General features: G+C 61.7%; 9 protein-coding genes. 2 read left to right on the top strand and 7 right to left on the bottom strand.

The window, feature by feature from the left end:
- Nucleotides 1-142 precede the first annotated feature (142 nt).
- A complete protein-coding gene (locus tag VHD36_13865; protein HVU88402.1) occupies nucleotides 143-2275 on the top strand; it encodes a redoxin domain-containing protein in 2133 nt (710 codons plus the stop codon).
- Nucleotides 2276-2836: 561 nt separating this feature from the next.
- Here VHD36_13865 and VHD36_13870 read toward each other — a convergent pair.
- The gene (locus VHD36_13870; protein HVU88403.1) at nucleotides 2837-3679 is read right to left on the bottom strand and encodes an anti-sigma factor; all 843 of its coding nucleotides are present in this window, start codon (nucleotides 3677-3679) and stop codon (nucleotides 2837-2839) included.
- Nucleotides 3618-4142, bottom strand: coding sequence for a sigma-70 family RNA polymerase sigma factor (locus tag VHD36_13875; protein ID HVU88404.1), 525 nt, complete (start codon nucleotides 4140-4142; stop codon nucleotides 3618-3620). The genes VHD36_13870 and VHD36_13875 overlap by 62 nt, the downstream gene beginning before the upstream one ends.
- Nucleotides 4143-4377: 235 nt before the next feature.
- On the opposite strand from VHD36_13875, the gene VHD36_13880 reads away from it, so the two are divergent.
- Entirely contained in the window at nucleotides 4378-5334 is a 957-nt protein-coding gene (locus VHD36_13880; protein ID HVU88405.1) for a metallophosphoesterase, read from the top strand.
- A 609-nt stretch (nucleotides 5335-5943) separates the two neighbouring features.
- On the opposite strand, the gene VHD36_13885 is transcribed toward VHD36_13880, so the two are convergent.
- The 5 genes from VHD36_13885 to VHD36_13905 all read right to left on the bottom strand — a co-directional run bounded on the left by VHD36_13885 (nucleotide 5944) and on the right by VHD36_13905 (nucleotide 13312).
- The gene (locus tag VHD36_13885) at nucleotides 5944-7599 is read right to left on the bottom strand and encodes a hypothetical protein (protein HVU88406.1); all 1656 of its coding nucleotides are present in this window, start codon (nucleotides 7597-7599) and stop codon (nucleotides 5944-5946) included.
- Between the two features lie 71 nt (nucleotides 7600-7670).
- On the bottom strand, nucleotides 7671-9035 hold the full coding sequence (locus VHD36_13890; protein ID HVU88407.1) for a DUF1501 domain-containing protein: 1365 nt from the start codon (nucleotides 9033-9035) through the stop codon (nucleotides 7671-7673).
- 116 nt (nucleotides 9036-9151) lie between these two features.
- Nucleotides 9152-10792 (bottom strand): DUF1549 and DUF1553 domain-containing protein, encoded by a 1641-nt coding sequence (locus VHD36_13895; GenBank protein ID HVU88408.1) that lies wholly within the window; start codon nucleotides 10790-10792, stop codon nucleotides 9152-9154.
- A 107-nt stretch (nucleotides 10793-10899) separates the two neighbouring features.
- Complete coding sequence (locus tag VHD36_13900) at nucleotides 10900-12750, bottom strand: DUF1559 domain-containing protein (GenBank protein HVU88409.1); 1851 nt, start codon at nucleotides 12748-12750, stop codon at nucleotides 10900-10902.
- A gap of 274 nt (nucleotides 12751-13024) precedes the next feature.
- Nucleotides 13025-13312, bottom strand: a complete 288-nt coding sequence (locus VHD36_13905) for a hypothetical protein (protein ID HVU88410.1) — start codon at nucleotides 13310-13312, stop codon at nucleotides 13025-13027.
- Nucleotides 13313-13325: the final 13 nt, after the last annotated feature.

Consider the following 13325-nt stretch of genomic DNA (forward strand, 5'->3'; position numbering starts at 1 on the left):
GCATCGCACCGCCTGAAACCGCTCTCGCCGCACCCTGGTATACGTGCGTGGACGGGCTTCGCCCCTGCGGCCCGACGGGCCAGATTCAGCGACAGTATCCGCAATTACCCGATCTATTCAATCTTCGTAAGGGTCATGTTCCATGAAGCGCTTCTCCGCAGCACCTTCTGTCCTGGGGATTATGGTCCTGATGATGGCGCTCCTGATGGTAGCCAACGAAACGGCGAGCGCTGCGACCAAATCGAGCGCCAAGCCGGGCGCGAAGGTCGAGAACTTCACGCTCGCGGACTATCGTGGCACCGAGCATTCATTTGCGGATCTGGCCGGCAAGCGGGCGACAGTCGTTGCGTTTCTGGGGACCGAGTGCCCGTTGGCCAAAAGCTACGGTCCGCGTCTGGCCGAATTGGCGGCCAAGTACGGAAGCGAGGGAGTGGCGTTCATTGGTATCGACCCCAACCGGCAGGATTCGCTGGCCGAGATCGCGGCCTATGCTCGCACCTCGAATATCGAGTTCCCGATCCTCAAGGATTTGAATAACAAGGTGGCCGACGCCATCGGTGCCACCCGCACGCCGGAAGTCTTCGTGCTCGACAAGAATCACGTGGTGCGTTACTCGGGCCGGATTGATGATCGGTACGGCGTCGGTTACGTGCGCGACAAGATCGATAACGATTATGTAGCGACGGCGCTCGACGCGGTGCTGGCCGATAAAGCGGTGAAAACGGCGCACGTCGATGCAACCGGCTGCTTGATCGGCCGCATGCACGACGTCGACAAAAACTCGGAGATCACCTACTCGAAGCAAGTCGCGCGAATCTTCCAGGATCATTGTGTGAGCTGCCATCGGCCGGGCGAGATCGGACCTTTCGCCATGACCGATTACGAAGAAGTGGCCGGCTGGGCCGACATGATCGCCGAAGTGGTGCGCGAGCGCCGCATGCCGCCCTGGCACGCCGACCCCAAGGTTGGACATTTCCGCAACGACATCAGCTTGTCGGACGCGGATAAGGAAACGATCTTCAAATGGGTCGCTGCCGGAGCTCCGGAAGGCGACCGCGCCGACCTGCCCGAGCCGCGCGAATATGCTCAAGGCTGGACGCTACAGCGCGAGCCCGACCTGGTCGTCGATATCCAGGCCGAGCCGTACACGGTGCCGGCCGACGGCGTCGTGGAATATCAGTACTTCACCGTCGACCCCGGCTTCAAGGAAGACAAGTGGATTAAGGCCAGCCAGGTCATTCCGGGTAGCGCTCCGGTCGTGCATCACGTATTGTGCTTCGTGCAGGCGCCTGGACGCGACCGCGGCAGCTTCGATGAAAACGGCCTGGGCTTTTTAGCCGCGTATGTGCCGGGCTATCGGGCCACGCCGTTCCCGGACGGCATGGCCAAGCACGTCCCGGCGGGTTCGAAGCTGGTGTTCCAGATGCACTACACGCCGGTCGGCAAAGAGCAGCATGATCTGTCGAAGATCGGCTTCATCTTCGCCAAGCCCGAAGAGCTGACGCACATGGTGCAGACGGTTTCGACCGGCAACCGCGGCATCAACATTCCGCCGCACGCCGAGGATTACTCGCGCGAAGCCACGATGACGCCGTACAAGCACGACCTGACCGTGCTGTCGTACTCGCCGCACATGCACGTGCGCGGGAAGGCGTTCTCGTACGAAGCGATCTATCCCGACGGCAAGCGCGAGATGCTGCTCGATATCCCCCGCTACGATTTCAACTGGCAAACCAGCTACGAGCTGGCCGAGGCCAAGACGCTGCCGCCGGGCACACGCATTCATTGCGTGGCCCATTGGGATAATTCGGACAACAACCTGGCCAATCCCGATCCTTCGGCGCGCGTGAACTGGGGCGATCAGACGTTCGAAGAAATGATGATCGGGTTCTTCGACGTAGCGATTCCGCTTGATCGTGAGAAGCTGTTGGCCGACGGCACGATTCCCAAGCTCGAGCCGGCCGCGTCGGTCGAAGACCGTGCCAAGGAACTGGTCAGCCAGCTCGACGGCAACGGCGACGGCAAGCTGACGAAGGACGAGGTGCCCGAGCGCTTCCAATTGATGTTCGGCTTGCTCGACGCGGATCACGACGGCTTTGTCGACGCCGACGAGGCGCTCAAGTTCGTGAAGGCCAACGGCGGCCGGCGACCGGGCGGATTCGGCGGCGGCGGACGCGGACGGGGCCAGCGCGGTGGCGACCGCAGCGAGCGCATGCACCGTGGCGGCGGCGAGCGCAAACCGGCCGCGGAAAACGCCGACCCGGCCGGAAGTTAGTCGACCCGTCAAGTTCCCGAATCACTGAGAATTCCGTGCCCTGCTTTTCCGCCGCAGGCGGGTAAGCAAGTATAGCAAGCGCGACAGGTGTTCTAGCTAAGGGCGCGCTTGCTGCGTGCGCCGGCGCCCTTGTATTTTAGGCACGAGGCAAGGGCAGAGGTTTGCCAGAGGCCGGGAGGGACGACGTCCGTGAACGCCCCTGATTCGTAACAAACATTTAATCGCCGGGCTTGCCTGAGCGCCGCCATGCGAATCTCAAGCGATGACAAGAACGTCCAGATTGCCGCTCTCGGAGCGCTGCTCGGATTAATAGGGCTGATAGCCGGCTCGCTTGCTGGCCCAGCCATCGCCCATCGTCCCGAAGTGCCTTCCGCCTGCGGCCTCTGGGTGATCGGACCCATGATGGGAGGGGCGTGCCTAGGCGCCGTTATAGGGTCCACGATGGGCGCGGCCATCGGCTGGTTAGTGCCGCCGCCCAAGCCATGAATGTCGCTGAGAGCGGATCCATCGTGGCATCAACGTGGTATCCGCCCGCCGTTTGCTGCGCCAAATAAACAGACTCTAATTCTCGGACGGTTCCGTACGAGTTTCCTGGACGAGTCTCGCGAACTCTGCAAGATCGACCGCGTTGAGGTCGGAGACGGCCCAATACTGCAGTCCCCCTTGCGTCCAATGGACAAGATGAAAGCCATTTTGCTCGGACTGCTTTAACTCGGTACTGTCATGGCCTCTGTCGCCGGTCGGCCAACAGAAAAGATTGATAACATGCTTCCGCCGCCCATAAACTAGCGCCGCGACGGGCCGATGATCGATGAAGTCCAACCTTCCACCAATCAGGGGAAAGCCGCGCGCGGCAAGATCGTTGACGACCGGCGCGTAGTCGAGCTTTCCATTGAACCACGGTTTTACTTCGTGTCGATCCGTCGAAGCCACGTCCGACAAATGATCGACCAGTAGCGAACGGACGTGGCTGTCTACGACCTCATCGACCACGGCCACCTGGGTATCCCTTCGCCATCGACGATCGATTATGCCGATGACCGACAGCAGGACCACGGCCGCCGCGGCCAGCGCCATCAGCCGGCGCGGCTGTTGCCACCACACGATGCGTGGTGAATCGGTGTGGTGCAGCTGGCTTCGCACCCTCTGCCGGAGAGAAACGGGCGCCCGGTAGGCAAGCTCGCTACGATCGACAAGCCGTCTCAGGGATTGCATTTGTTCGTGCGCGGCACCGCATGCGCGGCAGCTTTGCAAATGCGATTTGATCTCGACGTTGTGGACCGCGTCCAGCTCGCCGTCGAGATAGGCGTGCAACAGCTGCGATGCTTGTTGACAGTCCACATTACACCTCGTTGGCGAGCCGTCGAGCGAGACATTGCTGCAGCCTCTGACGGGCCCGAGCAAGACGTGACATCACGGTGCCCGGCGGGATACCGGCAATGTCGGCGATCTCGTTGTACGTCGCTCCTTCGACCTCGCGTAGCACGAAGACTTCGCGAAACTCTATCGGTAATTCCTCGATGGCTTGTCGCACCATCTCTCGATTGGCGCTAGCGATCAGCGCCGCGTCGGGTTCCGAACCGTGCAACCCGACGCTGTGTACTTTTTCGTCAAAGGCGGTCGTACACTCCGCCGGACGATTCGCTTGCAACCATGTGAAACACGTATTGCGAACGATCGTTAGCAGCCAGGCACGGCAATTAGCGCCCCGCATGGTGTCGTAAAACCGATAGGCGCGCAGCAGCGCTTCTTGCGAGACATCCTCGGCGTCCGCCTCATTGCGCGTCATCCACCGCGCCAAGTTGTAGGCCGCATCGAGATGTGGCAAGACCGCCGTTTCAAAGCTGGCCAGCCTGCTGTCGCTCAAGCGATTCGCTGTTCCTCCTGGTTGCCGGTCCTCTTGGTTCGCAACCCTCTTGGTCGGCGCGTGGCCCCGAATTCCCAGACTGGGATATCGGGCAGTTTATTCCCGCAAAGTTTCGCAAATATTTGCGGGAATTTTGCCCCGCTCGGGCCAGTCAACTCCAGGCAACGCCCGTGCGACTCAAGTTTACGTCGGCAGGCCGGTTTGTTGAAATTCTCGCCATTTTTGGAGACACACGATGACTTACGAAACCAAACTTCGAGGTGCAAACGATAGTGTCGATCGCCGAGGGTTTCTGGAGTGCATGGCCTGGGCCGGCACCGGCCTGGTCTGGACATTATCCGGCGGGATGCCGGCGGCGCGAGCCTTGGGACAGGAGGTCCCTCGGCCCGGCGCTAGCCCCTTCTCCTTCGTCCAGATCAGCGATAGCCACATCGGTTTCGGCAAGGAACCGAATAAGGACGTCGTCGGCACGCTGCAAATCGCGATCGATCGAATCAACGCTTTGCCACAGGCTCCCGCTTTTGTCTTGCACACGGGCGATCTCACGCACCTTGCCAAGCCCGACGAGTTCGATACGGTCGCCGAGATTCTCAAGGGAGTGAAATCGCGCGTCCTCTACGTGCCCGGCGAACACGACTTCGACGCCGAGGACAACAAACTCTATCTACAGCGATTCGGCAAGGGGACGCAGGGCACCGGCTGGTACAGCTTCGATTATCAGGGAGTTCACTTCGTGGGACTGGTAAACGTCGCCAATGCGAAGTCAGGTAGCGCGGCTGGTCTGGGCCAGATCGGCCCTGAGCAACTGGAGTGGCTCCGGAAGGATTTGGCTCGTTTATCGCCAAGCGCGGCTGTCGTGGTCTTCGCGCACGTTCCGCTGTGGACCGTCTACGAAAAATGGGGCTGGGGCACGAAGGACGCCGAACAAGCGCTCGCACTGCTCAGACGGTTTGCCTCGGTCACGGTCCTCAACGGGCATATTCACCAGGTCCTGCAAAAGGTCGAAGGCAAGCTCCTCTTCCACACCGCCCGTTCGACCGCTTTTCCGCAGTCGGAGCCGGGCAAGGGAACTCCGGGACCGATGCGTGACCTGCCCGCCGGTCGGCTGCGCGACGTGCTCGGGGTGACCACGGTGCGCTACGCCACGAACGACGGAACGCTCGCGATCGCCGATCCCACGCTCGCCTCGTGACCGCAAGCCGATTCGTAACCATCGCGCGAAATTGAAAACAGCCGCCTCGCGCGTCCCGCGCAAAAAAGGAAAAGAAGAATGGCTCGCCTTCTACAAATCGCGTCTTTCCTGGTCATGCTGCTTCACGGCTACTGTCGGGCAGGCTCGCCCAATGTTCCCGACGTGCGCGAGATCGCATCGGCCGCACGCGCCGTTTTCACGGCCCGTTGCAACGAGTGTCACGGCGCTCACTTACCGCAGCCCGAGGGTCGCTTCGGATATGTAACCGACCTGGCGCGGGTCGCTTCCAATCCCGAAATGGTCATTCGTTCGTCGCCCGAGGAATCCGAGCTCTGGGAACTGATTCGCCGGGAAGAGATGCCGCCGGCCGATGCGTCGGCAGGGTCGCTGTCCGAGCAAGAGAAAGCGATCCTTCACGCCTGGATCGCCGCCGGGGCGCCAGCAGGCACAGAGAAGTCGGCAAAATCGCCGGAGTTTTCGAATATTCAACCCGCCACGCGTCGGATGCGCTCAGCTCGTGCGCCTTCGGCGGTTGCCGCTGGAAGCTGGCGTCCGAAGGAAGGTGAACGTTGCAGCGCGGAGCATCGGCGCTCTCGGGGCCGCTAGCCATCATTTCTTTGCCGCAAGCGCCTCGGCTTCTTGGGGCGTCATCAGCCCGTCGTTATCCGCGTCGAGCTTTTGAAATTGTTCTCGGGTGCCGAGGAACTCGCGCCGTGAGAGGTCGCCATCGCGGTTACGATCCATGCGTTGGAACCATACCGGCCCTTTGCCGGAGAGTTGTTCCTGGTTGCCGTTACCGGAGGCGACGAAGGTCACGACGCCGTTTACGTTCCCGGAGGGGCCGCCCGGCGCCAGCACGATCTGGTAGCGGCGCGGAACGTCGTCGTGCTTGATCTTGCCGTCGGCATCGCGGTCCCAGGCCGACGCCGTGCGCGCAAGCTCTCGCAACTCGCGCAGCGATAAGTATGAGTTGCGGTTGCCGTCGAGAATCTCGAACAGCGTGCTACCGCGATCCGTGAACCCGGCATTGACCCGCTTGGCCGAGATTTCGTTTTGCCGCCTGAGGTAGTCGACATATTCTTCGACGAAGATCTTGCCGTCGCGGTCCTTGTCGATCTTCGCAAAGTCGTTCCGCTGTGCTGTCCGTCGCAGCTCCTGCTTGTCGAGGTAATCGTTGTTATCTTGATCGAGGTTCTTGAACTGCTGCCGTACGCGCTTCTCAGTATTCTTCGGATCGGCAGCTCCCGCGCCGGAGAGCTCCAATTCGAACGAGATGCCGCGCACGAAGATCGCCCCGCTCTTATCAAGGTCGACGCGCAATTGCCGGTTGGGATCGTTCAACTGATTGACGATTTGCAGGCGCCGGCCCTTAACTTCAGGATCGAGGTCGGCCGCCAGCTCGACGTCGGGCCGCTGCGCGATATACCAGGCCTGCAACTCCGCCTGGTCGAGCTTGCCGCTGGCATCCTTGTCGGCCGCGGCAAATTCCTCCTGAGCCAGTTGCAGTTCCTCGCGAGTCAGCAGCCGGTCTTTTTGCTCGCCCGTCGGCGCGCTGTCGTAGCGCGCTACGATCGCATCGCAAATCTCGGCCGGCGGCTGGTCGGGGACGGGCGCCAGTAATAACGTGCCCGGAACACCGCCAGGGGTCGGCGCTGCGAACACCTGGTTGCCGAACGGGTTGCCGTCGGCGCGCAGCTCGAACTCGGAATACGTCTCGTCTTCGTCGCGGTCGAAGCGTTGCAGGCGATCGAGGCCGGCCGTCATTTCCGTGGCGTCGAGCAACTGGTCATTATCGTGATCGAGAATGGCAAACAGCGGATCATCTCCCGCCGCCGGCTGACGTTGTCCGTTGCGCCCCGTACCGAAACAGGATTGCGCGAGATGTTCAACCAGCTCGTCGAACGAGATGGCGTCGTCCTGCGGATTCGTATCCAGGTCGAGAAACGTCAATATCTCGAATCGTGAATCGCCGCGGCGCGTGCGCCGCTCGTTGAAGGCGGTCCAGTCCGCGGTTTGAAACTCGGCATCGTCGATGCCGCCACTGGCATCGGCGTCCAACTCTTGAAATCGTTCCCACAGGTAGTCGCCCCAGGTCGACTGGTAGCCTTGCCCGCCCAGCCGCAAGTGCAAGCGGAGAAAGACCGGCCGGCCGGCATTCAACAGGACGAGATCTTGCAGATCACTATTGTCCGCGGCGATGGCGATTGCTTCGGCGGAAGATTCCGCGGGCTTAGCATCGTCGGCGCGCACACTCGCGGCGGGCACGGCACAGGCCGCGCCGCAAACGAGCAATCGCACCCAGTATCTAAACCGTTTCCGAGACAAAGTCGCTGTTCTCATACCAGGCACTCGCGCAGTGGTTTTGCGGACGGATCGACGAGCCTGATGGGGCGGCCCACGTTCGACATGTTCTGGTCCATGGGATCAAGTCCCAGCGCCAGCACCATCGTGCCGAGCAGATCCGGGACCGAAACAGGGCGGTCGGCGACCTGCATGCCGTCCTCGCTCGTCCGGCCCACGACCTGACCGCCAGCGATGCCACCGCCGGCCAGCACGGTGGACCAGGCCGTGGGGAAATGATCGCGTCCCTGGTTGTTGTTGATCTTCGGCGTGCGGCCGAACTCGCCCATCCATACGACGAGCGTCGAGTCGAGCAGGCCGCGCATTTTCAAATCCTCGATCAACGTAGCCCAGCCCGAGTCGAGCACCGGCAGCATCTTTTTCAGCAGATCGAAGTTGTTCTGATGCGTATCCCAGCCGAATGTGTTCAACTCGGGCAGTCCGTTGAACGAGACCTCGACGAACGGGACGCCGCGCTCGATCAGGCGTCGCGCCAGCAAGCAACCCTGGCCAAACGCGTTGCGGCCGTATGCGTCACGCAGCGGCGCCGCTTCGCCTTCCAGGTCGAAAGCCGCGGTGGCGCTCGAGCGCATCAGGCGATCGGCCTGACGATAGGCCGCCACGTGGCTTTGCGGGGCGTGGCCCGGATGCGTGTCGGCAAAGGTGCGCTCCATATCGGCCAAGAGACCGAGTCTCGCATCGGCCTGCGCGCGCTCGACATCCTTAGCCAGAGTCAGATTCGGAACCTTGAGCTGCTGCTCGTAATTGTTCCCCTGCTGGACGACGAACTGCCCGTTGCCGACCACGAGCGGTGCATGACGCGGGCCCAGGAACCCTGGACCGAAGGCCGCGGGACTGAGAAATGTCATCGGGGCGATGCTGACGCAGTTGGGCAACTCGGCAGCTTCGTCGCCGATCGTCTTGCCCACAAGCGACCCCAGCGAAGGGTAAGCCACGGGTCCGCCAGGCACGTAGCCGGTGCGCAGCAAGTAAGTGGCGCGGGAATGGTCTCCCTCTTTGGTGCTCATCGATCGGACGATCGACAGATGATCTCCCAGCCGCGCCAACCGCGGCATGTGCTCGCAGATTTCCATGCCGGGGGCTGATGTTTTAATCGCCTTGAACGGCCCGCCGTTGGCGTGGCCGGGCTTGAGATCAAACGTGTCGGTCTGGCTCGGACCGCCCGACATCCACAGAAGAATGCAGGAACGCTTGCGGCGGTTGTCGGTCGCGGCTTGGGCCGCTAGCGCATCGAACCAGCCGCTGGCCGAGATACCGGCGGCGGCCCCCAGCGTCGTGCGCAACCAATCGCGCCGCGAACCGAAAAATCCGCGCGCAACAGAATTCAGTTTCTCGTTCATAACTTCATGTCTCCTGCTCCGAACGCCGTTGGTCGAGATTCCGAAGTTTTCCTTGATGCCAACGCGCCCTGCCCCGGCCCGCCTTTGCCGCGGACGCGCTGGCCATAATTACGCAATTAATGGTTGAAAACGAATTCGCTCGAGTTCAGCAGCGCCCAAAAGATGTCCCCCATGGCCCGTTCGGGGTTCAGCGATAGGGCTCTCTCGGCCAGATACTTTTCCAATCGCTTCAGTTCCTCGTCCGTGGGCGTCCGCTGCACGGTGGCCAGATACATCGTCTCGATCCGTTGCCGAGTATCGAAACCGGGGAACTGGGCGATCGCGCCCAGCATGGCGCCGTTCCTGCCCGAGGTCGCGTTAGCGACGAATTGTCCGTTCATGATGGCCATGGCTTGAATGATCGAGGTGTCGTAATCGATCGGCTTGTCGCGCTGATTGGCGAACAACTCGAGGAAAGTCGACCGCGGCGTGCCGTTGACGAACGCTTCCTGGCCGTTGGCCAGATTCTGATCGCGGTAGCCGACCGCCGTGGCCAGACTGTCGAAAAGTTGATCCGGCGATAATCCGCGTACCGGCATCACGGCAAAGGCGTGCGGCGTGCGCTGGCTTTCGTCACTGACGCTGCTCGATAGCTGGTAGGCGCGGCTGGTCGTTATTGCGCGAATAAGATACCCGAGGCGGAATCCGTTCGACGCAAACCGCTCTCCGAGAATCTCCAACAGCGCGGGATGGCTGGGCGGGTTCGCTTCGTCGAGATCGTCAAGCGGGTCGACGATCCCTACGCCGAAGAAGTGCGCCCACAGGCGGTTCGACAACGCCCGCGCGAAGTAGCGATTCTCGCGCGACGTAATCCATTCGGCCAGCTTGCCGCGCGCCGTGGCTTGCTCGGTCCACTCCGGCGTCGTGCCGTCGAGAAACGTCGCGGTCACATCACGCTCGGTATCCGGAATACGCAGCTCGTGCTTGGTGAGATTGTCTGTGAGTGGCGAAAAGTCGGCATCCTTCTGCTGCCGGTCGATGCCCGCGAAAAAGCTGGCTAGCTGCCAGAACTGTTCGCGCTTCCAATGCGCGAAAGGATGGTCGTGGCATTGCGCGCATTCAATACGTACACCCAGGAACGTTCGCGCGGTGACCGCTGCTAGATTCTCGGGCTTGCCTTCCTTGGCCACAAAGAATGCGACCGGGGTCGTCGCGCGGCGATCGTAGGGATTGATCGGGTTGCCGTTTTGCGTCACCGGCGTCGTCAACAGCTCGCGCGTGATCTCGTCGTAACCGCGCCCTTCGCGAAATTGCTTGCGTAGCCACGCCTCGACCGTCGATACCACGAAGCGGATCTGCAGATTGCTGTCGGCCTCGGGCACCAGCGTGTTGCGCCACGTGCGCGCAAAGTGATTCGTGTAAGCGGATCCTTCGAGCAGGCGATCGATCATCCGCTCGCGCCGATCGGGCGAGACATCTTCCAGAAAATCGCGCGTCTCGGCCACCGAGGGAATACGCCCGGCCACGTCCAGATAGACGCGGCGCAGGAATTCGGTGTCGGTGGCGGGTGCCGCGGGCACAATTCTTTGCTGACTCCAGCGCGACGCCAATTCCGCGTCGATCATTTTGGCCAGTGCCCGCGCACCTTCCCACGATTGAGGCGCTGCCTCGGCGGCCGTGGCGTGCCGCGCATCGGTTACACCAAGCGGAACCGCCAAAAGAAGCGCAAAACACGAAACGAGTCCGTGACGCACCTGCCAGCTTCGCGGCCCGATCATCACTGTCACCCTTGTTAGTTTGTGATGTCTGTGACTCTGTTACCCGTAGCGCACTTCTGTTTGGAGTTCGCGGTACCATGCGGCACGCGGTGCATGCGCGGCTCGGTCTACTCTTCATCTAGCCGTGCTTGATCGACCGGCTCCTGTCCGCCAATGGTGATCAGGGCAGGCAGGGCGGCGGCCAAAGTTGCGTCGCGCAGAAAATGCCCCTGGCCGTCGGCCGTACAGAACACCACGCCGCCCGGATGAATGCCCCCTAAACGTCCCACCGGCTTGCCGTCGGCCCCAATCGCGACATCGTCAGGCTTGGACCAGGGAACGTTGCGGCGCGTTTCGACCACCAGCAACGTCGTGGCCGGGCCGTCAGCGATCTCCGAAAGACTCTTCGTACCTTGGTCGACAAAACAGGCCGTCGGTCCGACGATCGCCATGACCATGGTATTGCCGCCGGCCGGCGCTTTGCCGGCGGGTACCCCGCCGAATTCGCGCGGCATTTTTGCGACCAGCTTGGCGTTGTGCTCGCTGTCCCACGGTTCATCGAGATGGAATTCGCGATACAGCTCTTCGTATCCCAGGTCCGGCAGGATATGAACCCGCCAGCTCAACAAGGACTTGCCGTCGGCAGCGAGACTTGCCCGGGCGGGCAGCGCTTTCGTGCGCTCGGCGTGTTTGAGCAGAGCCGCGGCGACGCGTTCCAGGTTTTCTTTCGAGGTGGTGCGCCGCCTGGCCATCGCGGGCGAGTTGCGCACGCCCCCCGGCACGCTCGCGGCCACCGGCTCTTGGGGGGCGCGGGCGAACTGGAAGTTTCCTCCCGAGCGTGTCACGCGAGTGCCAAAGAACTGCCCTACCGCCTCGGTGATGACTTGCATGCCCGTCGCCACGTCGGTATCGGTCCGCATGGTGACGATCGCCGTGCGTTCGAACTGCGAGAACTCTGCGCTTGTGGCCAGTTGCCCCAACAAGTCGGAAGGCGATGGCGGCGGTTTCTTGCCGTCCGCCGGGGGATCTTCTTTCGGCTTGGGCTTAATGCTCAAGCGCGCCACGCCAATCAGCGCCTTCGCGGCCTGCACCTTGGAGTTGGCGATCTTCTCGTCCGGACAATCGAGCATCAGTCGCCAGCGCATGCCAGTGTCCGCGTCGAGGGTCGCCAACAGCGATTTTACGTCCTTGAGCAGTTGCTCGAAGCCCGGCAGCTCGCGTCCCTGCTTCATCGACTCGACGGCGAAGGCGGGGTCGAAGGCGAAGACTACCGAGCTGGTCGCAACCTGCGGCCAGGCGTCGTCCCAGATCAGCTTGACGGGTTCGCCGGCGGCTTGTTCCATGACGCGTTTCAAGATCCACTCCTCGGCGACGACGTAATTTCGCTCATCGGCCGGAAAGAAGCAGATGTTCGGAAAATCGGGGATCTTGTAGAAGCGCTTGCTGGCGTGCTCGATTTCTTTCATCTCGTAGGGAAACGCGGCACGCTTTTTATCCCAATCCGTGGGCTCACTGGCGCGGACCAGAACGAGATCGAAGATCAGGCCCGGGCCGTTTTCCCGCGCCGGGCGATCGGGATTCGTGCGCAACATCGCCATCGTCAATTGCTCGATCTTCGTGACCGGCACGGGATTCCGGAAATCGGAGCCATTGATGTTCAGCAAGCGATCGAGCAGCTTTAGCTCCTCGCGGCCGAAGAATCCTTGCGGGCGTATCGAGAAGAAAGCCGCGGTCTCCGACGGAAGATATTTCAGCGAGAGCAGTGGAACCGCATCGCTCGGTGACGACTTTGCGTCGCCTTGCGGCGCCGGAGTAGAAGCCGATTCGCCAGCTTCGGGCGGTTCAGCCGCGGTAAGTCCTCGCGGGCTCAAGGAACAAAGAAGGGCCAATCCGATCGTACACACCGCGAACGCCCGATGGCGCTTCTGTCGACGCACGGATGCACGGACCTTGGCGAACAAGAACCTCGCCCCAGCCATCCAGCCCTCCTGTTCCCGTCGCCATGCGTCGGCTCAAGAATATGAGGCGCGCGGCGTCGAACCGTCATTATTGAAATGTGCGAGGCGGTTTACCAGCAAATTCTTTTACAAATGAACTTCGGGCGCTATCCTGATTGCTATCTCACTAAGCGATAGGGCCGGCGCTTGCTAAGCTAGGAAACTTCAACAAGCGCTATGGCGACCGGTCGCCGGGAGAATGGCTCCATCCAGGGGGTGTTGCTCGCGGCTGACTGGGGTCAACAGGAGCCGCGTCTTATCTGCGCCGATAGCCTCGGTGAGGTATCGCGGCGACCTGGTGCTCGTCCGCATAAACGATGGCGCCCGGTTGGCGCGTTGCCGTGGCGATGTTGGCCGGTCGTCGATTATTGAAATCTGGCGGCGCTTCTGCCCTCGCCCTAGCAGCCTGTTGAAAAAAGCCCTCGTGGCTTTTTTCAACCTCGCCAAGTGCGAAGCAAAGCTTCGCACGGCTCGCAAAATAACGACTTACGTCGATTTTTTGCCATCGCATCCCGGCGATGTCGCAGCCCGTTGAGTTCTTCAACAGGCTGCTAGCC

The organism is Pirellulales bacterium (assembly GCA_035546535.1).
Lineage (GTDB): Bacteria > Planctomycetota > Planctomycetia > Pirellulales > JACPPG01 > JACPPG01.

Bases quoted from the DNA above. Each gene is read 5' to 3' on its own strand.
- VHD36_13865 (HVU88402.1), top strand. From the start codon at position 143: ATGAAGCGCTTCTCCGCAGCACCTTCTGTCCTGGGGATTATGGTCCTG.
- VHD36_13890 (HVU88407.1), bottom strand. From the start codon at position 9,035: ATGAACGAGAAACTGAATTCTGTTGCGCGCGGATTTTTCGGTTCGCGG.
- VHD36_13880 (HVU88405.1), top strand. From the start codon at position 4,378: ATGACTTACGAAACCAAACTTCGAGGTGCAAACGATAGTGTCGATCGC.
- VHD36_13900 (HVU88409.1), bottom strand. From the start codon at position 12,750: ATGGCTGGGGCGAGGTTCTTGTTCGCCAAGGTCCGTGCATCCGTGCGT.
- VHD36_13895 (HVU88408.1), bottom strand. From the start codon at position 10,792: ATGATCGGGCCGCGAAGCTGGCAGGTGCGTCACGGACTCGTTTCGTGT.